The sequence below is a fragment of the Actinoplanes sp. NPDC051851 genome, assembly GCF_040681165.1.
Classification (GTDB): domain Bacteria; phylum Actinomycetota; class Actinomycetes; order Mycobacteriales; family Micromonosporaceae; genus Actinoplanes.
The window spans coordinates 16,292-38,265 of record NZ_JBFAYF010000023.1; the positions used below are offsets into that span (position 1 = coordinate 16,292).

The window sequence follows — 21,974 nt, forward strand, 5'->3', positions numbered from 1 at the left end:
GAATGAGTCAAGCTCACGTGGAGCTGGGTGCACCGCCGCCGCTGCCGGAGGGCGCCCTGCGCGTCATCCCGCTCGGCGGACTCGGCGCCATCGGCCGGAACATGACCGTCTTCGAATTCGACGGCAAACTGCTCGTCGTCGACTGCGGGGTGCTCTTCCCCGACGTCGAGCAACCCGGCGTGGACCTGATCCTGCCCGACTTCGCGCCCATCCTGGACCGTCTCGAGGACATCCAGGCGATCGTGCTGACCCACGGGCACGAGGATCACATCGGCGCGGTCCCCTACCTCCTCGCCCACAAACCGGACATTCCGCTGGTCGGCTCGGAGTTCACCCTGGCGCTGGTCGAGGCGAAACTGGCCGAGCGGCGGCTGGACCCGTACACGCTGACCGTGCGGGAGGGCGGCATCGAGCGGCTCGGGCCGTTCGAGTGCGAGTTCTTCGCGGTCAACCACTCGATCCCGGACGCGCTGGCCGTCGCGGTGCGCACGCCCGCCGGCCTGATCCTGCACACCGGCGATTTCAAGATGGACCAGGTCCCGCTGGACGGCCGGATCACCGACCTGGCCGGGTTCGCCCGGCTCGGGGCCGAGGGCGTCGACCTGCTGCTCTCCGACTCGACCAACGCCGAGGTGCCCGGCTTCGTCACGCCGGAGCGGGACATCGGCCCGGTGATCAGCTCGATCTTCGGCAAGGCCAAGGGCCGGATCATCGTGGCCAGCTTCGCCTCCCACGTGCACCGGGTCCAGCAGGTGATGGACGCCGCCTGGGAGTACGAGCGCAAGGTCGCCCTGATCGGCCGCTCCATGGTCCGCAACATGGGCATCGCCCGGGACCTGGGCCTGCTGCGCATCCCGGACGGCCTGCTGGTCGGCCTGGACGAGGCCACCCACCTGCCGCCCGACGAGATCGTCTTCATGTCCACAGGGTCGCAGGGCGAGCCGATGAGCGCGCTGGGCCGGATGTCCACCGGCGACCACCGGCACATCACCATCGAGTCGGGCGACACCGTCGTGCTGGCCAGCTCGCTGGTGCCGGGGAACGAGACCTCGGTCTACCGAGTGATCAACCAGCTCTCCCGGGCCGGCGCCACGGTCATCCACAAGGAGACCGCGAAGGTGCACGTCTCCGGGCACGCGCCCGCCGGCGAGCTGCGCTACCTGCTGAACGTGACCCGCCCGAGCAACCTGATGCCGGTGCACGGCGAGTGGCGGCACCTGCGCGCCCACGCCCAGCTCGGCATCGAGACCGGTGTCGCGCCGGACCGGGTGGTGCTCTGCGAGGACGGCGACGTGGTCGACCTGGTCGAGGGGCACGCCCGCGTGGTCGGCCGGGTCAAGAGCCGGTACGTCTACGTCGACGGCCTCGCGGTCGGCGACGTCAGCGAGTCGCTCCTCACCGAGCGGCGGATCCTCGGCGACGGCGGGTTCATCGCGGCCACCGTGGTGATCGACTCGGTGACCGGCAAGGTGGTCGGCGAGCCGAGCATCTCGGCCAAGGGCTTCTCCGAGGACCCGGACGCGTTCAACCCGGTGATCCCGCTGCTCACCGCGGCGCTGCACCGGTCGGCCGAGGACGGCATCACCGACACCCACCAGCTCCAGCAGGTGGTGCGGCGCACGGTCGGCCGCTGGGTGAACGACGCGTATCGACGCCGTCCGATGATCGTCCCGACGGTGGTCGAGGTTTAAGTAATCCTTTAGATCCTGTGAAACCGGTATCGAACTCAACCGTTCTCGTACCGTCTGCGTACTCCCGGGCACGGCGCCGCCCCCACGGCGCCCGTGGCGGAGGGAGTAGTCCAGATGGAGCGCAGAACGATCGCCGTGGCTGCGGCGGTGGTGACGGCGACCGCAGCCGCGGTCGCCTTCACCCTGCCGTCGCTGGCGGGCACGACGGAGTCCGGCGGTTCCACGACCGCGGACTCGTCGACCGGGGGCGTCGCCCCCGAGCTGCTCGCGGCGATGAAGCGTGACCTGAACCTGGACGCGGAAGAGGCCACCACGCGGCTGGCCCGCGCGGACTGGGCCAGCGGCGTCACGGCGAAGCTGGCGTTGCAGACCGGCGACGCGTACGGCGGCGCCTGGCTCGCCTCGGACGGCACGACCCTCAAGGTCGCGGTGACCGACGCCGAAGCGGCTGCCGAGGTCAAGGCCGCCGGCGCCGTCCCGGTGCTGGTCAAGCGCAGTGAGGCGCAGCTCGACGCGGCGAAGACCAAGCTCGACGCGGCGCAGGACGACGCGGGTGACTCCACCGGCTGGTACGTCGACGTGACCACCAACAAGCTGGTCATCGTGGCGCAGCCCGGCGACAAGGCGGAGGCCCTGGCGTTCGCGGACGACGCGGGGGTCTCCACCAACGCGGTCACCGTGCAGATCAGCAACCGGCAGCCGAAGCCGCTCTTCGACGTACGCGGCGCGGACCCGTACTTCATCGCACTGGACGGCGGCACTGCCCGCTGTTCGATCGGCTTCTCGGTGGAGGGCGGCTTCGTGACCGCCGGCCACTGCGGTGAGGTCGGCACCGAGACGACCGGCTTCAACGAGGAGGCCCAGGGCTTCGTCACCGCGTCGGTCTTCCCGGGTGACGCGGACATGGGCGTCGTCGAGGTCAACGGCGACTGGACCCCGCGCGCGGTGGTCAACGACTTCAACGGCAACGAGCTCCCGGTCGGCGGCAGCGACGAGGCCCCGGTCGGCGCGGCGGTCTGCCGTTCCGGCTCCACCACCGGCACGTTCTGCGGCACCATCCTCGCCAAGAACCAGACCGTCCGGTACCCGGAGGGCACCGTGACCGGCCTGACCCGTACGGACGTCTGCGCCGAGGGCGGCGACTCCGGTGGCCCGTGGCTCTCCGGCGACCAGGCTCAGGGCGTGACCTCGGGCGGCTCCGGCGACTGCACCGTCGGCGGCGAGACGTTCTTCCAGCCGGTCAACGAGATCCTGACCGAGAACAACCTCACCCTGCTGACCACCGGCGACGACGAGACCGCCGACCCGACCGCCACGGCCACCGAGACGGCGACGGCGGACCCGAGCGACTCCGCCACCGTGGACCCGTCCGACTCGGCGACCGCCGAGCCGACCGAGACCGCCACCGAGGAGCCCTCGGCCTGCGACGACCTGCCGGTTCAGCGTGACGGCTCGTTCTCGAAGACCGGCAAGGCTCAGGCCCAGCCGAACGGCGGCACCTTCCGGGCCCGGGCCGGCACGCACACCGCCTGCCTGGACGCCCCGGAGGGCGCGGACTTCGACCTGGCCCTGCAGCGTCTGACCAACCACGGCTTCAAGACGATCGCCAAGGCCACCGGTGACGGCGACAAGACGCTGAGCGTCGAGTCCCGCTCCGGCACCTTCCGGTACGTGGTCGTCTCGACCTCCGGCACCGGCGACTACACCCTCGGCTTCAACGTCGAGTAACGCCCGCTGAACGACGCGGAAGCGGGGGCCGTCCGGTCCCCGCTTCCGTCGTTCTCAGGAGCCGAGCTTGAGCTCGCCGAGTTGCTCGCCGAGGCGGCACCCGGTGGCGATGCCGCAGATGAGGACCTGGTCCAGCTGCTCGGGGGTGACGCCCTTCTCCCAGTCGCTGGAGACCTCGCCCACCACGACCGCCGCGCCCTCGTCGGTGACCTGCACGTACGCCTTCGGCCAGAGCTGGTCCCGGTTCCAGGTGTTGCAGAACTCGTAGAGGCGGGGCACGTCCTCGACCGCGAAGACGTGCTGCATCATCGCCCGGATCTGCAGCATCTCCCGGTTCTCGCCGAGCCGGAAGAAGTAGATCAGGTTGCCCTGGAAGTTCCCGGCCACGTCGCCGTCCGCGTCCTCGAAGTACGCGAACCCGCGCGCGTCCAGCGCTGCCTTGATCATCTCGTTGGTGAGAGGTTGCACTCAGTGATGCTAATCGCCTCGAAAGCGAGCGATGGTCGCGGTGCGCCTTCTCGCCGGTGTCGCCGCGCCCGGCTACGGTGACATCCATGGCGGGCCGTACTCCTCCGGCGAGCCGGGGCCGTGGCGCGTCCACGCAACGCGGCGCCGCGACCTCGCGCGCCCGTCAACCGGCGGCGCGCCCGGCGAAGAAGACCGCGGCCAAGCCGGCCGCCCGTAAACGCGCTCCGGCGAAGAAGAAGGCGACCGGCGGGTCCGGTGCCGCGATCGGCGTCGGACGGGGCGTCTCCGCGCTCTTCATGGGCCTCGCGCACAGCGTGGGATGGCTCGCCCGGGGCGCCGGCAAGCAGGCGGCGACCGCGCGCAGCATCGGCCCGGAGCACCGTCGCGACGGCGCGGGCCTGCTCATGCTCGGCTTCGCCATCCTGGTCGCGGTCGCCGTCTGGGCCGGCAGCGCGGGCCCGCTCGGTGCCCGGCTGGCCGACGCGGTGCACCTCTTCTTCGGCAGCCTCGGCGTCTTCCTCCCGCTGCTCTTCCTGTACGGCGCGATCCGGCTGATGCGCGAGCCGGTCGACCCGGAGCACCGCGGGCGCAACGTGGTCGGCTGGTCGGCGATCATCATCGCCACCGCCTCGCTGCTGCACATCTCCGGCGCCCCGAAGCAGAGCCCGGACGACCTGGACAGCGCCGGTGGCCTGCTCGGCTACGCGGTCGGCTCGGTCCTGGAGAACGCGGTGACCGCCTGGGTGGCGGTGCCGCTACTGGTCCTGCTCTTCGTCTTCGGCGTGCTGGTCACCACGGCCACCCCGATCGCCAAGGTCCCGGAGCGCTTCCTGCTCCTGGTCGACCTGGTGCTCGGCCGCGGCGCCGAGCGCGAGCTGCGCCCCGAGGTCCCCGAGGGGGACGACGACGGCCTGGACGTGCTGGGTGAGGAGGAGACGCCGAAACCGCGCCGCCCGGCCCGCCGCCGGCAGGCCGCCCTCGCCGACCCGCTGCCGCCCGAGGACCCGGAGCCGGAGGAGGATCTGGTCCTCCATGACACGGTCGCCCTGCCGAAGGTGCCGGCCGGCCGGAAGAAGCCGGCCCCGAAGCCCCCGGCGGACCACTCGCCGCTGCCCACCCGGGCCGAGCAGCTGGAGATCACCGCGGTGCCGGGCGACTACCGGCTGCCGCCGCCCACCCTGCTCGCCGCCGGTGCGCCACCGAAGGCCCGCAGCCGCGCCAACGACGAGATCATGGCGGCGCTCACCGGCGTCTTCGACCAGTTCAACGTGGACGCCGTGGTCACCGGCTTCACCCGCGGCCCGACCGTCACCCGGTACGAGGTGGAGATCGGCCCGGGCACCAAGGTGGAGCGGATCACCCAGCTCTCCCGCAACATCGCGTACGCGGTGAAGTCCCCGGACGTGCGGATCCTCTCGCCGATCCCGGGCAAGAGCGCGGTCGGCGTGGAGATCCCGAACACCGACCCGGAGAACGTCTCGCTCGGCGACGTGCTGCGCTCCCGGGTGGCCACCGCCGACCACCACCCGATGCTGGTCGCGCTCGGCAAGGACATCGAGGGCGGGTTCGTCGCGGCGAACCTGGCCAAGATGCCGCACATCCTGATCGCGGGCGCCACCGGCGCGGGCAAGAGCTCCTGCCTGAACTCGCTGCTGGTCTCGATCCTGACCCGGGCCACCCCGGACGAGGTCCGGCTGCTGCTGGTCGACCCGAAGCGGGTGGAGATGACCGCGTACGAGGGGATCCCGCACCTCGTCACGCCGATCGTCACCAACCCGAAGAAGGCCGCCGACGCCCTGGAGTGGGTGGTCGGCGAGATGGACATGCGGTACGACGACCTCGCGGCCAACGGGGTCCGGCACATCGACGACTTCAACCGCAAGGTCCGCAGCGGGGAGATCACCGCGCCGCCGGGCAGCGAGCGGGAGATGAAGCCGTACCCCTATCTGCTGGTGATCGTGGACGAGCTGGCCGACCTGATGATGGTCGCCCCGCGCGACGTGGAGGACTCGGTCGTCCGGATCACCCAGCTGGCCCGGGCCGCCGGCATCCACCTGGTGCTCGCCACCCAGCGGCCCAGCGTCGACGTGGTCACCGGCCTGATCAAGGCGAACGTGCCGTCCCGCCTGGCCTTCGCCACCTCGTCGCTCGCCGACAGCCGGGTCATCCTGGACCAGCCCGGCGCCGAGAAGCTGCTCGGCCGGGGCGACGGGCTCTTCCTGCCGATGGGCGCCTCGAAGCCGACGCGTATCCAGGGCGCCTGGGTCGACGAGACGGAGATCGCGGCGGTCGTCAACTTCTGCAAGGAGCAGCGCGAGCCGGAGTTCCGCGAGGGGGTCACCGACGCGCCGCCGAGTAAGAAGAAGGAGATCGACGAGGAGATCGGCGACGACCTCCAACTGCTGGTCCAGGCGATCGAGCTGGTGGTGACCAGTCAGTTCGGCTCGACCTCGATGCTGCAGCGCAAGCTGCGGGTCGGCTTCGCCAAGGCGGGCCGGCTGATGGACCTGATGGAGAGCCGCGGCATCGTCGGGCCGTCCGAGGGCTCGAAGGCCCGCGACGTGCTGATCAAGCCGGACGAGCTGGAAGAGGCGCTGGCCGCGCTCAAGGTCGACTGAGTTCCGGCATCGGATACAGCCGGCGGAAGGTGAACGCCTCGGGTGTCGGCCCGTCGGCGTCCAGCCGGGCGAGCCGCGTCATACCCTCGGTCAGGGTGGGGATCTCGCCGGCCGGGAGCCACCAGAGCACCAGCCCGGCGTCGGCGCCGTGCGGATGGAACCAGTCCCGGCGGCGGCGCAGGTACTCCAGGTGGTCGCTCTGGTAGGCGTACGCCCGCAGGTGCTCGGGGGATTCCCAGACCGAGAGTGTGTAGATCCGGTCCGGGTCGGTGGGTGCCGTGTTGGTGCCCTCGCCGCCGTCGCCCACGAGCCGCCAGACGAAACCGGGCGAGCGGTCGGCCAGGGCGTTCATCAGCGCGATGCCCTCCACGAACTCGATCATCGACGGGTCTTCCAGCGGAGCCCGCATCCGGGCGGTGTTCATCTGGGCCAGGTGGAAGGCGGTCATGGACCCAGCTCACCAGCTCCGGCTTCTAAAGTCAATCAAACTGCTTTTTAGAGAGGGTGACGCAGCAGCGGCCGGGCGCCGGATCCATCCGGGCGGCCCACTCGCCGTCCGCACCGGCGCCGTCCAGCAGCCCCTGAACCATCGCCAGGTTCATCCCGCAGATCATCGGCGGGAACTGCTCGGAGAGCCGGTGGAAGGGGCAGTTGCGCAGCACGATCCGGTCCGGCCCGTCGGCGGCCGGCGCGTAGCCCTGCCCGGTCAGCAGGGTGGTCACGTCCGGGTCCCGCCCGGTCAGCAGGGTGGTCACGTCCGGGTCCCGCCCGGTCAGCAGGGTGGTCACGTCCGGGTCCCGCCCGGCCGGCGGGGTGGTCACGTCCGGGTCCCGCCCGGTCTGCCGCCCGTGCCGCCCGGCGACCCGGTAGAGGATCTCCTCCGCCCCGGCCTGCTCCAGCGCCTCGGCCAGCAGTTCGGCCGCGCCGCGATAGGCGCGGGGCGGCACGCTCACCGCGTGCTCCCCGGCGGCGACGTGGTACAGCTTCGCGGGACGTCCGGCCCCCGGTCCGCTCCGTCCCGGCTTCCTCGCGTACGACACGTCGAGGAGCCCCGACGCGGCGAGCTTGTCCAGGTGGAAGGCGGCGAGCGTCCGGCCGATCCCGAGCGCCTCGGCCACGTCGTCGCGCCCGACCGGGCCGGCGCCGGCGGCCACCACCCGGTAGGCGGCCCGGCGCACCCCGTCGGTGAGGCCGGCCAGGGCGTCGAGGTCGTCGATGTCGTCCGGAGTCGTCACCCGGCAATCGTATTGCCAACGTCTTTTGTCACTAGAGCCTCGCTGCCCCGCGCCTCGCCGCCCCGCGCCTCGCTGCCCCGCGCCTCACTGCCCTACGCCCGGCCGTCCCGCGCCTCGCTGTTCTGGCTGGCGCTCCGGGGTGTCTCCGCGTCCTCCACGCACCCCTCGGTGCCAGCCGGGACGGTGCCGGTCGGGGCGGTGCCGGTCGGGGCGGTGCCGGTCGGGGCGGTGCCGGCCGGGATGGTGGCCGGCTCCGGATCGAGGGCGTCGCGGACCAGGGCGTATGTGGTGGCGATCAGGGCGGCCAGCATCAGGGTGGCCGGGATCCGCAGGTCGAGCGTGTCGGCCGTACGCCCGAACAGGAACGGCTGGTACGCCAGCAGCGAGGCGGCCTGGACCAGGAGCGGGACGTACCAGAGGCGGGGCCGGTACGCGGCGAGCATCAGCGTGAGCACGTCGGCCAGGAAGAAGTAGCGCTCGTGCATGCCGGGCAGGGTGAACGGGACCAGGATCGCGAAGACCGCCGCCGCCGTGACGATCCGGGTGGCGTCCAGGCGTACCCGGCGGGCCACCAGCAGCAGGCAGAGGCCGAGCACCAGGGCGGCGCAGAACGCGTACCCGAGCAGTCGCAGTGCCCCGATCCGGTCGGTGACCGGGAGGTAGGCGAAGACCGAGGGGGCGTTCGAGGTGAGACGGGCGACCCGGGAGGCCTGCCGGTCCGGGCTGTAGACGCCGAGCAGCTCGCCCGGGCTCCGCCCGAGCAGGATCGCCGGGAGGTCCAGCGCCAGCCAGACCGCCGGCGCGGCGAGCAGCGGCCGCAGGCGCATCGCCCCGGCCAGCACGAGCAGCGCCACCAGTGGGAAGACGAAGATCCCCTGCGGCTTGAGGGCGAACGCGACGGTGCAGAGCACCACGCCCGGCCACGGCCGTTCCCGGGCCAGGTAGTAGACGCCGCCGAGCGCGAACGAGGCCCACACGGCGTCCATCTGCCCGTAGAACGACGCGTTGATCACCACGGTCGGCAGCAGCACGGTCACCACCGCGCCGTGGACGCCCGCCCGGCGCCCCCAGCGCAGCGCCACGAGCCGGTACGCGAAGAACCCCAGCAGGACGTCGAAGAGCGTCCAGACGAGCTTGATCTTGACGATCAGCGGGCCGGGCATCAGCGAGGCGCACCAGAGGAGGTAGAGGAAGGGCGCGTTGTAGTTGCCGATCGGCTGACCCAGTCCCCGCCAGCCGCCGGCCTCGGCCACCCGCGCGTACCAGGCCGTGAAGATCGCCATGTCCGGGGTCGATTCGTGCCGCCCCGCCCAGCGCGCCAGTAGGGCCACCGCGGCGAGTGCGAGGACGAGCAGCACCTCGGCGACGATCCGCCGATTCGGCCGGGTACGCATGACGACGCACCCTATGTGCCCGAGATGACGAGAACGCGACCGGCGGATGGACCGTGGTGGCCACCCGGCGGACCGTGCGGTGGAACACTCGCCCGGCACCGCCCGGTAACCTTGGCGGGTGTCTGTCACTCCTCCTTCCCGCCGTGTCGCGCTCCTGACGCTGGGCTGCGCCCGTAACGAGGTCGACTCGGAAGAGCTCGCCGCCCGCCTGGACGCCGAGGGCTGGGAGGTGGGCACCGACGCCGCCGATGCGGACGTGGTCCTCGTCAACACCTGTGGCTTCGTCGAGAAGGCGAAGCAGGACTCGATCGATACCCTGCTCGCCGCCTCCGACACCGGGGCCAAGGTTGTCGCCGCCGGGTGCATGGCCGAGCGATACGGCAAGGAGCTCGCCGAGAACCTGCCCGAGGCCGACGCGGTGCTCGGCTTCGACGACTACACCGACATCTCCGCCCGGCTGAACGGCGTGCTGGCCGGCGAGAGGTTCGACGCGCACACCCCGCGGGACCGCCGCGAGCTGCTGCCGATCACCCCGGTCCAGCGGCACACCAGCAAGGTGGTGGTGCCCGGTCACGCCACGGTCGACGAGCACACCCCGGCCCACCTGCGGACCGTGCTGCGCCGCCGGCTGGACACCGGCCCGGTCGCCTCGCTCAAGCTGGCCAGCGGCTGCGACCGGCGCTGCGCGTTCTGCGCGATCCCGGCGTTCCGCGGCGCGTTCGTCTCCCGCGACCCGCAGGAGTTGCTCGCCGAGGCCGAGTGGCTGGCCAAGACCGGCGTCCGCGAGCTGGTCCTGGTGAGTGAGAACAGCACGTCGTACGGGAAGGACCTGGGCGATCCCCGGCTGCTGGAGAAGCTGCTGCCGCAGCTCGCCGCGGTCGAGGGCATCGTCCGGGTGCGGGCGAGCTACCTGCAGCCCGCCGAGACCCGGCCCGGCCTGGTCGAGGCGATCGCCACCACGCCCGGCGTCGCGGCCTACTACGACCTCTCGTTCCAGCACTCCAGCGAGCCGGTGCTGCGCCGGATGCGCCGGTTCGGCTCCACCGACCGCTTCCTGGACCTGCTGAAGTCGGCCCGGGACCTGGCCCCCGAGGCCGGCGCCCGGAGCAACTTCATCGTCGGCTTCCCCGGCGAGACCCGGCAGGACGTGGACGAGCTGGTCCGCTTCCTGACCGAGGCCCGGCTCGACGCGATCGGCGTCTTCGACTACAGCGACGAGGACGGCACCGAGGCCGCCGGCCTCGACGGCAAGATCCGCCCGGACACCGTCAAGCGACGGTACGACCGGGTGGTCGCCCTCGCCGAGGAGCTCTGCAACCAGCGCGCCGAGGACCGGATCGGCACCACGGTCGAGGTGCTGGTCGACGCGATCGAGGACGGCGAGATCGAGGGCCGCGCCGAGCACCAGGCCCCCGAGGTGGACGGCTCGACCACGCTGGTCGCGGGCGACGAGGGCGTCGACGTGGCGGCGCTGCGCCCGGGTGACCTGGTCCGGGCCCGGGTGACCGGCACCGAGGGCGTCGACCTGGTGGCCGTGCCGATCGAGATGATCTCCGCCGCGCAGGTCACCCGGTGACGGACGAGCCGGTTCCGGTGGCCGCACCCCGCGTGGTGTCGCTCTACAACGCGGCCAACGCGCTGACCGTGGTCCGGCTCGTGCTCGTCCCGGTGTTCCTGCTGATGGTGGTCGAGTCGCGGATGACCGACGACGACTGGCGGGTCGCCTCCTGCCTGGCGTTCGGCATCGCCTCGGCGACCGACTTCGTGGACGGCTGGATCGCCCGCCGCTGGCATCTGGTCACCTCGTTCGGCAAGATCGCCGACCCGATCGCGGACAAGGCGCTGACCGGCACCGCGCTGGTCCTGCTCTCCGTCTACGACGCGCTGCCCTGGTGGGTGACGCTGCTGATCCTGGCCCGCGAGTGGGGCATCACCGCGATGCGCTTCTGGGTCATCCGGTACGGGGTGATCCCCGCCTCCCGGGGCGGCAAGCTCAAGACCGGGCTACAGACCGCGGCGATCGCCTGGTACCTGTGGCCGATGCCGTCCCCGCTCGACGCCGCCGGTCCGTGGCTGATGGGGGCGGCCCTGGTGGTCACCGTGGTCACCGGCGGGGACTACGTGATCGACGCGATCCGGCTGCGCCGGGGTCCCCGGGCCTGATCGTTCGATTCCGACCAGTGGCCGTGACGAGGGGAGAGGCGCCGATGGGGATGTCCGAGGCCGCCGTGGGTGCGGTCCGGCTGCTGATCGAGCGGCGCCAGACGGTGGCGACCGCGGAGTCGCTGACCGGTGGGCTGGTCGCCGCGACGCTGGTGGAGATCCCCGGGGTCAGCGCGGTCTTCCGCGGCGGGCTGGTCGTCTACGCCACCGAGCTCAAGGGGAGCCTGGCGGGCGTACCGGAAGATCTCTTGAAAGAACGCGGCCCGGTGGATCCGGACGTGGCCGCGGCACTCGCGGAGGGCGCCCGGGAACGCTGCGGCGCGGACTGGGGGCTCGCCACCACCGGCGTCGCGGGGCCGGACCCCCAGGACGGCAGGCCGGTCGGGCTGGTCTATGTGGCGGTGGCCGGCGCGGACCGGGCCCGGGTGCGTGAACGGCAACTCGCCGGAAACCGGGCGGCCATCCGTACCGAAAGTGTGACGGCCGTCCTGCAATTGCTCTCCGACGTTCTCCGGGACCCCGTCATGCCGGTCTGAACAGGGAATTTCATCGTTACCGCGAGGGTTGTCCGAATACGCCGCGGGTCGATGGACAGAGGAATTCGGCGGGCCGGGATGTCGCCGTGGCCCGCGGCAGGTACGGTTGCGGGAAGCCTCCGGCGTATGCCGGTGGCCCCGCCCGCAGGAGGAGGTGCCATGGTCCTGCTACGCCGGGTTATCGGTGACGCACTTCGTGCGCGCCGGCAGGGACAGCACCGCACGCTGCGCGAGGTGTCGACCGCCGCGAACGTCAGCTTGGGGTACCTGTCCGAGATCGAGCGCGGCCAGAAAGAGGCGTCCAGCGAGCTGCTCGCAGCCATCTGCGACGCGCTCGGCGCCCGTCTCTCGGAATTACTGGGTGAGGTCAGCAGCACCCTCTCCCTCGCCGAGAACATGGAAGGCGTGCTCGTTCCGGTGGAGACCGCCGAGTCCGCGAGGCCGATGGCGACCGACGGGAAGGTCTCCGTCGCGGTGCGCCAGGACTCGCCGCTCAAGGCCACGCTGCGCGCCACGCGTAACAAGTCCCAGCGCGACGTCGTGTACGCCGCCTGATCACATGCCCATGCGACGGCCGGGTCCTCCTCTGGAGGGTCCGGCCCGCGTGTCTTCAGGGCATTCCCAGGAGTCTTTCAGGGCTTCTGCCGGAGGCTCTCCGGGGTACGAGAGCGTAGCCTCGAAGCCAGGGGTGACCCTGAGATCCCCCGTAGGTCACGTGACGAGGCTGGCACCGGGCTGCCACGATGGTTGGGCGCCGGCACACGAGACTTCCTCGGGGACGGCGCGTCCGACAGAGCGACATTGAGGGGATACCGAGAGATGGCGAACCCGTTCGTCAAGGGCTGGCGTTATTTGTCGGCGCTCTTCGGCGCGAAGATCGACGAGTACGCCGATCCGAAGGTGCAGATCCAGCAGGCCATCGAGGACGCCCAGCGGCAGCACCAGGCTCTGGTGCAGCAGGCGGCGGCCGTCATCGGCAATCAGCGGCAGCTCGAGATGAAGCTGTCCCGCCAGATGTCCGAGGTCGAGAAGCTGCAGGGAATGGCGCGCCAGGCGCTCGTGCTCGCCGACCGCGCGCGGGCCGGCGGTGACGAGGCGGAGGCGCAGAAGTACGAGCAGACCGCGCAGACGCTCGCCACCCAGCTGGTCTCCGGCGAGCAGTCGATGGAGGACCTGAAGACGCTGCACGACCAGGCGCTCGCCGCCGCGGGCCAGGCCCGCAAGGCGGTGGAGAACAACGCGATGGTGCTGCAGCAGCGCATCGCCGAGCGCTCCCGGCTGCTCAGCCAGCTCGAGCAGGCCAAGATGCAGGAGACCGTGGCCGCGTCGCTGGAGTCGATGTCCGCGCTGGCCGCGCCGGGGAACACCCCCTCTCTGGACCAGGTGCGCGACAAGATCGAGCAGCGGTATGCGAACGCGATGGGCCGCGCCGAGCTCGCGTCCAACTCGGTCGAGGGCCGGATGCTCGAGGTGCAGAAGTCCAGCCTGGACATGGCGGGTTCGTCCCGTCTGGAGCAGATCCGGGCCAGCATGGCGGGGGAGAAGCTGGGCGCCGCCGGCACCCAGCCCGCCGTCGAGCAGCCCGCGACTCCGGCCGCCGACCCGGCGGGCGTGGCCCGGCTGGACGAGATCCGGGCGAGCATGAACCAGAAGCGCGGCGACACCAGCGCCGCCGGCTGATCATTCTTCGGCATCGGGGCGGGGGCGGGACGACGTGGACGAGCGGCAGAGGTACTTCCGCAGGCTCGACCGGCTGCGCAGGTCCGCGCGCCGGTGGAGCGTGCTGGGTGGCGGGCTGACCGCGGCGGCCGTCGTCCTGGTGCCGTACGCGGGGATCGGTGTCGCCGACGCCGCCTGGGCCGCCGGGGCGGGCGCCACGGTGGTCCTGGCCCGGTGGCGGTGGAAGGATCACCAGGCGCTGGCCGCTCAGCCGGCGCCGGAGCCGTCGCTGCCCGGCCCCCGGTTCACCGCGGCGCTGGAGCGCTCGCCGGTCGGCCGCCAGGTGCTGCACGAGATGCGGCGCCAGCGCAACCGCTACGTGTTGCGCGGCTCGGCGATCGCCGACGCGTGGGACCGGCTGGACCGGGCCTCGTTCACCATGTCGGGGCTGGCCGGCAGCCTCTCCGGCTCCGGCGAGGCCGCCGTGCTGGAGGCGGCCGCGGCCGAGCAGTGGCTCCGCGACCTGGGCGGGCGGGTGACCGGTGTGGAGAAGGCGATCCCGCTCGGCCGGGCGGACTCCCTCCGGCAGTCGCACGCGGCGCTGGCCACCCAGTTCACCGAGGGCGTGGACGCCTATGAGGAGCTGGTCGCGGCGGCGGCGAGCTATGTTGCCGAGGACGGTCATCCGGTCGCGGACGCGCGGCACCCGGCGTACCACTCCCTGAAGGAGGCGGCGGACCGGCTGCGGGGGATCGCCGAGGGGCTCGCCGAGCTGCGCGATCAGACGGCCCGCTTCACTCCCCGCCGTCCCTGACCGTCGCCGGTTCCGGCTGGCATCGCGGGCACCAGAACGTGATGCGATCCTCCATCTCGGCCTTTCCGCTCAGCGGGAGCGGTGACCTCTCCGCCTTGCGGACGGCGGTGCCGCAGCGACGGCAGGGCTGGGCGCGGCGGCCGTACACGTAACTGGTCTCGCCGCGGCGGAGCGAGCCGGTGGTGGTCTGGGTCCAGCGGCCCCGGTTCGCGGCGACCAGGCGCTGCGCCAGCTCGACCGTGCCGGTCAGGTCGGCCACCTCGGCGACCGGCGTCCACGGCCAGAGCCCGCGCAGGAAGAGCGTCTCCGCCTTGTAGAGGTTGCCCACCCCGGCCAGGTTCCGCTGATCCAGCAGCGCCTCGGCGATGGTGGCCGCCGGGCTCGCCGCGATCCGGCGGGCCGCCTCGGCCGGATCCCAGTCGTCTCCGAGCAGGTCCGGCCCGAGGTGCCCGACGAGGCGGTCCTCCTCGGCGGTGCGGAGCAGTGCGACGTCGTGCAGGTGGTAGCCGACCGCCACCGACCGGGCCGTCCGCAGCACCACCCGGATCAGGTGCGCGGGACGGCCGGACCAGCGCTCGCCGGGCGCGTACGACCGCCAGGCGCCCTCCATCCGCAGGTGTGAGTGGAGGGTGAGCGGGTCGTGCCCCGCACGGGTCAGGCGCAGCAGCAGGTGTTTGCCCCGGCTCGCCGACGCGGCCACGGTCCAGCCGGTCAGATCCGTGGTGGCCAGGCGGGGCAGCCGGAGGTCCGAGCCGGTCAGCACCTCGCCGGTGAGGGCACGCTCCAGCACCCGCGCGGTGTTCCAGACGGTGTCCCCTTCCGGCATGCCCCTATCCTTCCCCCATCGCCCACCTGTCGCCCTTCTCCAGGAGGGAGAACAGCGCCTCCTCGGTCAGGCCGGCGCCGACGGCGGTCAGCGGGAACCCACCCCGAAACGGCCAGGGCCGCAGCAGCAGCGCGGTCACCGGGCGGCAGCGGGTCCACGCTCCAGGCGACCGCGGCCTCCAGTGTCTGGTGCGGGGCGAGCGCACCGCGATCACCGCTCGCGCCGGTGGTGGGCCGCCAGCCGCACGAACCAGCTCAGCGTGGTGTGATCTTGACGATGTCGCCGGGGACGACGGAGAGGACGACCACCGCGCGGCCGTTGTTGACCGCGATGGCGACGCGGTCCGCGGAGTCCGGGTAGACCAGCAGGTCGCCCGGGCCGACGTCGGCGAAGGTGGCGCCCCGGCGGGCCCGTACCGTGCCGTTGAGCAGCAGGTCCGTGCTGAGCCCGGTGAGCATCGCGCCCTCGGCGGCCAGCTGCACGTTGCCGAAGCGGTCGACGGTCAGCACCTCGGCCTCGATCCAGCCGTCGCCGACGGTCACCAGTGGGGCGGGGAGGCGGACCAGGGAGTCCGTGTCCACCGCGGGCCCGGCCTGCTCGGGAGCGGCCCCGGCGGCGAGGTGGGCGCCGGCCGGCGCGAAGACGTCCCGGCCGTGGAAGGTCCGCGAGACGTCGCCGAGCATCCAGTCCTTGTTGGCCAGCTCGTACGCCCCGGTGATCCCACCGAGCGCCTCGGCCGCCCAGATCAGCAGGCCGTTGTCCGGGCCGACCAGCAGGCCGTTCGGCGTGGTCAGCACGATGCCGCGGCGGGCCGTCCCGACACCCGGGTCGACCACGGCGACGTGCACTGCGGCGGGCAGGTACGGCGCGGTCTGGGCGAGTACGGCGGCGCCCCGGGCCACGTCGGCGGGCGGCACGTGGTGAGTGACGTCGATCACTCGTACGTCGGGGGCGACCTTCGCCATCGAGCCGTGACAAGCCGCGACGAAACCATCGAAGGTGCCGTAATCGGTCGTGAAACTGATCCATCCATAACCGGCCATGGTGGCGACGTTACTGCCAGTGGTTCCCGGGTACCGTCCGGGCGCGCCGTGGCGGCATGGCAGGGTTGGTCCATGCGTCTCGTGATCTTCACCGAACCCCAGCAGGGCGCCAGCCACGACGACCTGCTGCGGGTGGCCAAGGCCGCCGAGGACGGCGGATACGACGGGTTCTTCCGCTCCGACCACTACCTGAGGATGGGCGACGGCTCCGGCCTGCCCGGACCCACCGACGCGTGGATCACGCTGGCCGCGCTCGCCGTCCAGACCTCCCGGATCCGGCTCGGCACGCTGGTCAGCTCGGCAACGTTCCGGCTGCCCGGCCCGCTGGCGATCGCGGTCGCCCAGGTCGACGCGATGAGCGGGGGCCGGATCGAGTTCGGTCTCGGCGGCGGGTGGTTCGAGGCGGAGCACACCGCGTACGGCATCCCGTTCCCCCCGCTCGGCGAGCGGTTCGACCGGCTCGAGGAGCAGCTGGAGATCATCACCGGTCTCTGGAAGGCGAGCGGCCCCTTCGCGTTCGAGGGCAAGCACTACCGGGTCAGCGACTCGCCGGCGCTGCCGAAGCCCGTCCAGTCGCCGCTGCCGGTGATCGTCGGCGGAAACGGGAAGAAGCGCACGCCGAACCTGGCTGCCCGGTTCGCCGCCGAGTTCAACGTGCCGTTCGGCAAGATCGAGGACATCCCCGCCCAGTACGCGCGAGTCCGCGAGGCGTCCGAGGCGATCGGCCGCGCGGAGCCGCCGGCGTTCTCGGCCGCGGCCGTGCTCTGCGTCGGCCGGGACGACGCCGAGGTGCGCCGCCGTGCCGCGTCGATCGGCCGCGAGGTCGAGGAGATGCGCGACAACGGCGGCGTCGTCGGCACGCCGGACCAGGCCGTCGAGGCGATCGGCCGGTACCGCGAGGCCGGTGCGTCCCGCCTGTTCCTGCAGGTCCTGGACCTGGCCGACCTGGACCACGTGGAGTTGGTCGCGTCCGCGGTGGCCCCGCAGCTCTGACCCGCCCCGGGGCTGCGTCTCAGCGGTTTCCACCGTGCAGGCGCAGTCCACGGGGTGTCGCGTTCTCAACCGCGCAGGCGCAGCCCTCGCGGTGTCGCGCGGAAGCCCGCCGCGGTCAGCGCCTCCCGCAACGGCGACGAGTGCACCGACTCCCCGTCGGCCCGCTCCACCGACAGTGCGCCCAGCGCCCCGGACCGCACCGCCCCGGCCAGCGCGGCGCCCGCCGCGGTCAGCGCCTCCGGGTCGTCCGCGAACGACAGCAGCGTCCGCCCGCCCCGTTCCACGTAGAGCACCAGCTCACCCCCGACCAGCACGACCAGCGCCCCGGCCTTGCGCCCGGCCCGGTGACCGGCCTTGGCCACCGGCTCGCCGTCCCCGCTGTCGACCACGCGCTCCGGCCAGCCCAGCGCCGCGCCGTACGGGTTGGCCGGATCGGTGGCCGCGAGCACCACCGCCCGCCGGTCGGCCGTGTCCGCCAGCCCGCGCAGCCGGTCCACCGCGCCCGGCACCGCGAACTGCGCCGCGCCGAGCCCCTCCACGAAGTACCCGCGCCGGGCCGCCCCGCGCTCCTCCAGCGCGCTGAGCACCGGGTACACCGCCGCGAACCCACCGGTCACGCCCTCGGCCAGCACCGCGCCCCGGGTCACCACGCCGTGCCGTTCCAGCAGCAGGTCGGCCAGGGCCGCCGCCCGCCGGGTCGGATCCGGATCGCGGTCGGGCAGCCGGGACCAGCGCCCGGCCATGTTCGGCGGCCCGGTCCGCGAGGGCAGGTGCGGCCGCCCGGGCCGTCGATACCGGCTCCGGGCCGGCGCGGCCTTCGCCCGGTGCGCCCCGCTCCCGCCGAGCAGCCCCCGCAGCGGCGCGAACGTGTCGTTGGTCAGGTGCCCGGCCCAGACGAGATCCCACACGGTCGCGGCCAGCGCGGTGTCGTCGGTCGAGCCCACCCGGTCGGCGAGGGACCGGAAGAAGAGCGCCTGATCGCCGTCGAGCGCGTCCAGCACCGCCCGGTGTTCCGGGGCGATCGGGAACGCGTCGTCCGGCGGGGGCAGGAGCAGGGCTGCGCTGTCCGCGTACGCCACCGTCACCCACCCGTCGCCGCCGGAGATCGACCCCGACCCGGCCCAGAGCACCTCGCCGCCGGCGCAGAGCTCGTCCAGCATCGGCGGGGCGTAGTCGGCCACCCGGGCCGGCAGCACCAGCCGCTCCCACGCCGAGGCCGGCACCGCGAGGCCCTGGACCTGCTCGATCGTGGCGGCCAGCGCGTCCACCCCGCGCGCGTTGCCGCCGATCTGGTGCCACCGGGGCAGGAAGGTGGCCAGCGTCCGGGGCGGCACCGGCTCGATCTCCCGGCGCAGTGCGGCCAGCGAGCGCCGCCGCAGCATCCGGAGCACCTCGCTGTCGCACCACTCGGTGCCCACGCCGTCCGGGGAGAACTCGCCGGAGGTGGCCCGGCCGGTCGCGCTCAGCCGTTTCAGGGCCTGCTCGACGACGAACACGCCCAGCCCGAACCGGGCCGCGCAGGTGGCCGCGGCGAACGGGCCGTGCGTCCGGGCGTACCGCGCGACCAGGTCACCGAGCGGGTCGGCGACCGGTTCCAGGTACGCCTCGGGGATACCGACCGGCAGCGCCACCCCGAGCGCGTCCCGGTACCGTCCCGCGTCGTCGATCCCGATCCAGCGCTCCTCGCCCGCGACGCGCACCCGGATCGCCCGGCGGGACAGCTCCAGCTCGGTCAGCCACTCCTGTCTCAGCCGCCGGGCGCCGGCCTCGGCCCCGGACAGGTCGCCGAGCAGCCGGAGCAGCTCGGCCGCGTCCTCCAGGTCGCGCGGCGTGCGCTGCGGGGAGAGCCACTGCAACTGGGCCTCGGTCTCGGTGACCACCTGCGGATCGAGCAGCTCCCGCAGGTCGACCCGGCCGAGCAGTTCGCCGAGGAGCGTCGAGTCCAGCGCGAGGGCCGCGGCCCGTCGCTCGGCGAGGGGCGCGTCCCCTTCGTACAGGAAGGCTCCGACGTATCCGAAGAGCAACGATCGCGCGAAGGGCGACGGACGCGGGGTCTCGGTCTCGACCAGGCGCACCCGGCGGCCGGCGATCTCGCGCATCAGTCCGGTCAGGCCGGGCACGTCGAAGACGTCCCGCAGGCACTCGCGGGCGGCCTCCAGGGTGACCGGGAAGTCGGCGAACTCGCGTGCCACGTCGAGCAGCTGCGCCGAGCGCTGACGCTGCTGCCAGAGCGGCTGACGGCGCCGCGGATCCCGGCGGGGCAGCAGCAGCGAGCGGGCCGCGCACTCCCGGAACCGGGACGCGAACAGGGCCGACGTGCCGACCGACTCCTCCACCAGCCGCGCGATCTCGTCCGGGTCGAAGGCGACCAGCTCCGCGCCGGGCGGCTCGTCCGCCACGTCCGGCAGCCGCACCACGATCCCGTCGTCCGAGGGCAGAACCTGGCCGTCCACCCCGTACCGCTCGGTCAGCCGCCGCCCGATCGCCAGGGCCCAGGGCGCGTTCACCCGGGCGCCCAGCACGCAGTGCACGGTCAGCCGCCAGTCGCCGAGCTCGTCCCGGAACCGCTCGACCACCACGGTCCGGTCGTCCGGCAGGTGCCGGGTGGCCTCCCGCTGCTCGCGCAGGTAGGCGACCAGGTTGCCGGCGGCCCACTCGTCCAGCCCGGACTCGCGCAGCGACGCGGTGGCCGGCTCGTCGCCCGCCTTGACCAGCGCCCGCAGCCGTTTGCCGATCGCCTGTCCGAGTTCGATCGGGCGCCCCGGTGAGTCGCCCTTCCAGAACGGCATCCGGGCGGGCGCACCCGGCGCGGGCGACACCAGCACCCGGTCCGGCGTGATGTCCTCGATCCGCCACGAGGTCGACCCGAGCAGGAAGACGTCGCCGACCCGCGACTCGTAGACCATCTCCTCGTCGAGCTCGCCGACCCGGGAGGCCCGCTCGGCGCCGGCCAGGAACACCCCGAACATCCCCCGGTCCGGAATCGTCCCGCCGCTGGTCACCGCGAGCCGCTGCGCCCCCGGCCGCCCGGTGAGCACGTCGGTCCCGCGGTCCCAGACCAGCCGGGGCCGCAGCTCGGCGAAGGCGGTCGACGGATAGCGGCCGGAGAGCATGTCGAGCACCGCGTGCAGGGCCGAGTCGGGCAGCTCCGCGAAGGGTGCCGCCCGCCGGACCAGTGCCGCCAGCTCGCCCAGCGGCCAGGCGTCCAGCGCCACCATCGCCACGATCTGCTGGGCCAGCACGTCCAGCGGATTGCGCGGATATCGCAGCTCCTCGATCGCCCCCTCGCCCATCCGCTCCGCCACCACGGCACAGGAGAGCAGGTCACCGCGGTGTTTCGGGAAGACCACCCCGCGCGAGACGGCACCCACCTGGTGCCCGGCGCGCCCGATCCGCTGCAGTCCGGCGGCGACCGACGGCGGCGCCTCGATCTGCACCACGAGATCGACCGCGCCCATGTCGATGCCCAGTTCCAGGCTGGAGGTCGCCACCACCGCCGGCAGCCGCCCCGACTTCAGCGCCTCCTCGATCTGCTTCCGTTCCTCCCGCGACACGCTGCCGTGATGCGCCCGCGCGACGACCGGCGCCGCCCCCTGTGCGACCGGCGACTGCGCCATGATCGCCGCGGGCATCCCCTCCGTCCGGGCGGTTCCAACCCCTTTTCCGGTACGCCCTCCGTCGGCCGATCCCGGCACCCGGCCGTCGCCGCCGCCTCTCTGTTCCTGCTCGCCGTCCGCCTCGCCGCCCGGGGACCCCCCGCCCTCGTGGCCGCTTTCGATCACCGGCGGCACCGCGCGTTCGGCCGCCAGCTCGTTGATCCGGGCGCAGAGCCGCTCCGCCCCGCGCCGGGAGTTGGTGAACACGATCGTCGACCGGTGCGCCTCGATCAGGTCGAGCACCCGCTCCTCGACCGCCGGCCAGATCGACGGCGTGTGCCGCCCGCCGCCCGGATCGTCGGCGCCCGGATCGGGCCGCTCGTCGAGCCGTGTCATGTCCTCCACCGGGACCTCGACCGTCACCTCGATCGTCTTCGCCGTCGGCGGGCGCACGATCTCGACCTGCCGCGTCCCGCCGAGGAACCGGGCGGTCTCCTCGATCGGCCGCACGGTGGCGGAGAGCCCGATCCGCTGCGCCGGCGTCGCGAGCAGCGCGTCCAGCCGCTCCAGCGACAGGGCCAGGTGGGCGCCCCGCTTGGTGGCCGCGACGGCGTGCACCTCGTCGAGGATCACCGTCTCGACGCCGCGCAGCGACTCCCGCGCCGCCGAGGTGAGCAGCAGGAACAGCGACTCCGGCGTGGTGATCAGGATGTCCGGCGGGGTGCGTGCGAACGCCCGTCGTTCCTCGGCCGGGGTATCGCCCGTACGCATGGAGACGGTGACATCCGGAGGCGGCAGTCCCAGCCTGCCCGACGCCTGGCGGATGCCGGTGAGCGGAGCTCGCAGATTGCGCTCCACATCGACGGCGAGCGCCTTCAGCGGACTGACGTAGAGCACCCGGCAGCGGTGTCTCGGCTGCTCGGGCAGGGGCTCGCGGGCGAGCTTGTCGAGCGACCAGAGGAACGCGGCCAGCGTCTTGCCGGATCCGGTGGGCGCCACGACCAGCGCGTTGCGGCCCGCGCCGACCGCCCGCCACGCGCCCTCCTGAGCGGCGGTGGGCGCGGCGAAGGCGGCCGTGAACCACTCCCGGGTGGCCGGACCGAACTTCTCGAGCACCTCTCGCACGCCGTCCATCCTCTCTCCGGGGTACGACAGAAATCCGCGCCGAGGCCCACGCGGGACCAGGGTGATCGTCGTTCCGCGGGCGGTC

18 protein-coding genes are annotated in these 21,974 nt (G+C 72.9%); 10 read left to right on the forward strand and 8 right to left on the reverse strand.

The window, feature by feature from the left end; genetic code table 11:
* The first annotated feature begins 2 nt into the window (after positions 1–2).
* Positions 3–1,691 carry a ribonuclease J gene (locus AB0M08_RS22175; RefSeq protein ID WP_364496213.1) on the forward strand — a complete coding sequence of 563 codons (1,689 nt, stop codon included), beginning with the start codon at positions 3–5 and terminating at the stop codon, positions 1,689–1,691.
* A 114-nt stretch (positions 1,692–1,805) separates the two neighbouring features.
* Positions 1,806–3,419: a S1 family peptidase gene (locus AB0M08_RS22180; protein WP_364496216.1), complete on the forward strand. Its 1,614-nt coding sequence runs from the start codon at positions 1,806–1,808 to the stop codon at positions 3,417–3,419.
* 54 nt (positions 3,420–3,473) lie between these two features.
* On the opposite strand, the gene AB0M08_RS22185 is transcribed toward AB0M08_RS22180, so the two are convergent.
* Positions 3,474–3,866 carry a YbjN domain-containing protein gene (locus AB0M08_RS22185; RefSeq protein ID WP_364496477.1) on the reverse strand — a complete coding sequence of 131 codons (393 nt, stop codon included), beginning with the start codon at positions 3,864–3,866 and terminating at the stop codon, positions 3,474–3,476.
* Between the two features lie 107 nt (positions 3,867–3,973).
* Between AB0M08_RS22185 and AB0M08_RS22190 the strand changes: the two genes are divergently transcribed.
* Positions 3,974–6,505 (forward strand): DNA translocase FtsK 4TM domain-containing protein, encoded by a 2,532-nt coding sequence (locus AB0M08_RS22190; RefSeq protein ID WP_364496219.1) that lies wholly within the window; start codon positions 3,974–3,976, stop codon positions 6,503–6,505.
* Here the strand turns inward: AB0M08_RS22190 and AB0M08_RS22195 are convergent.
* The 3 genes from AB0M08_RS22195 to AB0M08_RS22205 form a co-directional block, all read right to left on the reverse strand.
* A complete protein-coding gene (locus tag AB0M08_RS22195; RefSeq protein ID WP_364496222.1) occupies positions 6,492–6,953 on the reverse strand; it encodes a DUF3291 domain-containing protein in 462 nt (153 codons plus the stop codon). The genes AB0M08_RS22190 and AB0M08_RS22195 overlap by 14 nt on opposite strands.
* Before the next feature lie 31 nt (positions 6,954–6,984).
* Positions 6,985–7,740 (reverse strand): transcriptional regulator, encoded by a 756-nt coding sequence (locus AB0M08_RS22200; protein WP_364496225.1) that lies wholly within the window; start codon positions 7,738–7,740, stop codon positions 6,985–6,987.
* 92 nt (positions 7,741–7,832) lie between these two features.
* Positions 7,833–9,134, reverse strand: a complete 1,302-nt coding sequence (locus AB0M08_RS22205) for a hypothetical protein (protein ID WP_364496228.1) — start codon at positions 9,132–9,134, stop codon at positions 7,833–7,835.
* 118 nt (positions 9,135–9,252) lie between these two features.
* Between AB0M08_RS22205 and rimO the strand changes: the two genes are divergently transcribed.
* From rimO to AB0M08_RS22235, 6 genes are all read left to right on the forward strand, one after another.
* Positions 9,253–10,710 carry a 30S ribosomal protein S12 methylthiotransferase RimO gene (rimO, locus tag AB0M08_RS22210; RefSeq protein ID WP_364496230.1) on the forward strand — a complete coding sequence of 486 codons (1,458 nt, stop codon included), beginning with the start codon at positions 9,253–9,255 and terminating at the stop codon, positions 10,708–10,710.
* Positions 10,707–11,297 carry a CDP-diacylglycerol--glycerol-3-phosphate 3-phosphatidyltransferase gene (pgsA, locus tag AB0M08_RS22215; RefSeq protein ID WP_364496233.1) on the forward strand — a complete coding sequence of 197 codons (591 nt, stop codon included), beginning with the start codon at positions 10,707–10,709 and terminating at the stop codon, positions 11,295–11,297. The genes rimO and pgsA overlap by 4 nt, the downstream gene beginning before the upstream one ends.
* A gap of 44 nt (positions 11,298–11,341) precedes the next feature.
* Complete coding sequence (locus AB0M08_RS22220) at positions 11,342–11,833, forward strand: CinA family protein (RefSeq protein ID WP_364496235.1); 492 nt, start codon at positions 11,342–11,344, stop codon at positions 11,831–11,833.
* A 159-nt stretch (positions 11,834–11,992) separates the two neighbouring features.
* Complete coding sequence (locus AB0M08_RS22225) at positions 11,993–12,388, forward strand: helix-turn-helix transcriptional regulator (protein WP_364496237.1); 396 nt, start codon at positions 11,993–11,995, stop codon at positions 12,386–12,388.
* A 264-nt stretch (positions 12,389–12,652) separates the two neighbouring features.
* A complete protein-coding gene (locus AB0M08_RS22230) occupies positions 12,653–13,513 on the forward strand; it encodes a PspA/IM30 family protein (protein WP_364496239.1) in 861 nt (286 codons plus the stop codon).
* Between the two features lie 34 nt (positions 13,514–13,547).
* Positions 13,548–14,306: a hypothetical protein gene (locus tag AB0M08_RS22235; RefSeq protein ID WP_364496241.1), complete on the forward strand. Its 759-nt coding sequence runs from the start codon at positions 13,548–13,550 to the stop codon at positions 14,304–14,306.
* Here the strand turns inward: AB0M08_RS22235 and AB0M08_RS22240 are convergent.
* The 3 genes from AB0M08_RS22240 to AB0M08_RS22250 all read right to left on the reverse strand — a co-directional run bounded on the left by AB0M08_RS22240 (position 14,287) and on the right by AB0M08_RS22250 (position 16,175).
* Positions 14,287–15,132, reverse strand: a complete 846-nt coding sequence (locus AB0M08_RS22240) for a DNA-formamidopyrimidine glycosylase family protein (RefSeq protein WP_364496243.1) — start codon at positions 15,130–15,132, stop codon at positions 14,287–14,289. The two genes, AB0M08_RS22235 and AB0M08_RS22240, sit on opposite strands and share 20 nt — an antisense overlap.
* Positions 15,133–15,136: 4 nt before the next feature.
* Positions 15,137–15,271 (reverse strand): hypothetical protein, encoded by a 135-nt coding sequence (locus AB0M08_RS22245; RefSeq protein WP_364496245.1) that lies wholly within the window; start codon positions 15,269–15,271, stop codon positions 15,137–15,139.
* Positions 15,272–15,386: 115 nt separating this feature from the next.
* The gene (locus AB0M08_RS22250) at positions 15,387–16,175 is read right to left on the reverse strand and encodes an SAM-dependent chlorinase/fluorinase (RefSeq protein WP_364496247.1); all 789 of its coding nucleotides are present in this window, start codon (positions 16,173–16,175) and stop codon (positions 15,387–15,389) included.
* A 72-nt stretch (positions 16,176–16,247) separates the two neighbouring features.
* Here AB0M08_RS22250 and AB0M08_RS22255 point away from each other — a divergent pair, with 72 nt between their 5' ends.
* Positions 16,248–17,168 (forward strand): TIGR03560 family F420-dependent LLM class oxidoreductase, encoded by a 921-nt coding sequence (locus tag AB0M08_RS22255; protein WP_364496249.1) that lies wholly within the window; start codon positions 16,248–16,250, stop codon positions 17,166–17,168.
* Between the two features lie 65 nt (positions 17,169–17,233).
* On the opposite strand, the gene AB0M08_RS22260 is transcribed toward AB0M08_RS22255, so the two are convergent.
* Entirely contained in the window at positions 17,234–21,898 is a 4,665-nt protein-coding gene (locus AB0M08_RS22260; RefSeq protein ID WP_364496252.1) for a DEAD/DEAH box helicase, read from the reverse strand.
* Between the last annotated feature and the right edge of the window lie 76 nt (positions 21,899–21,974).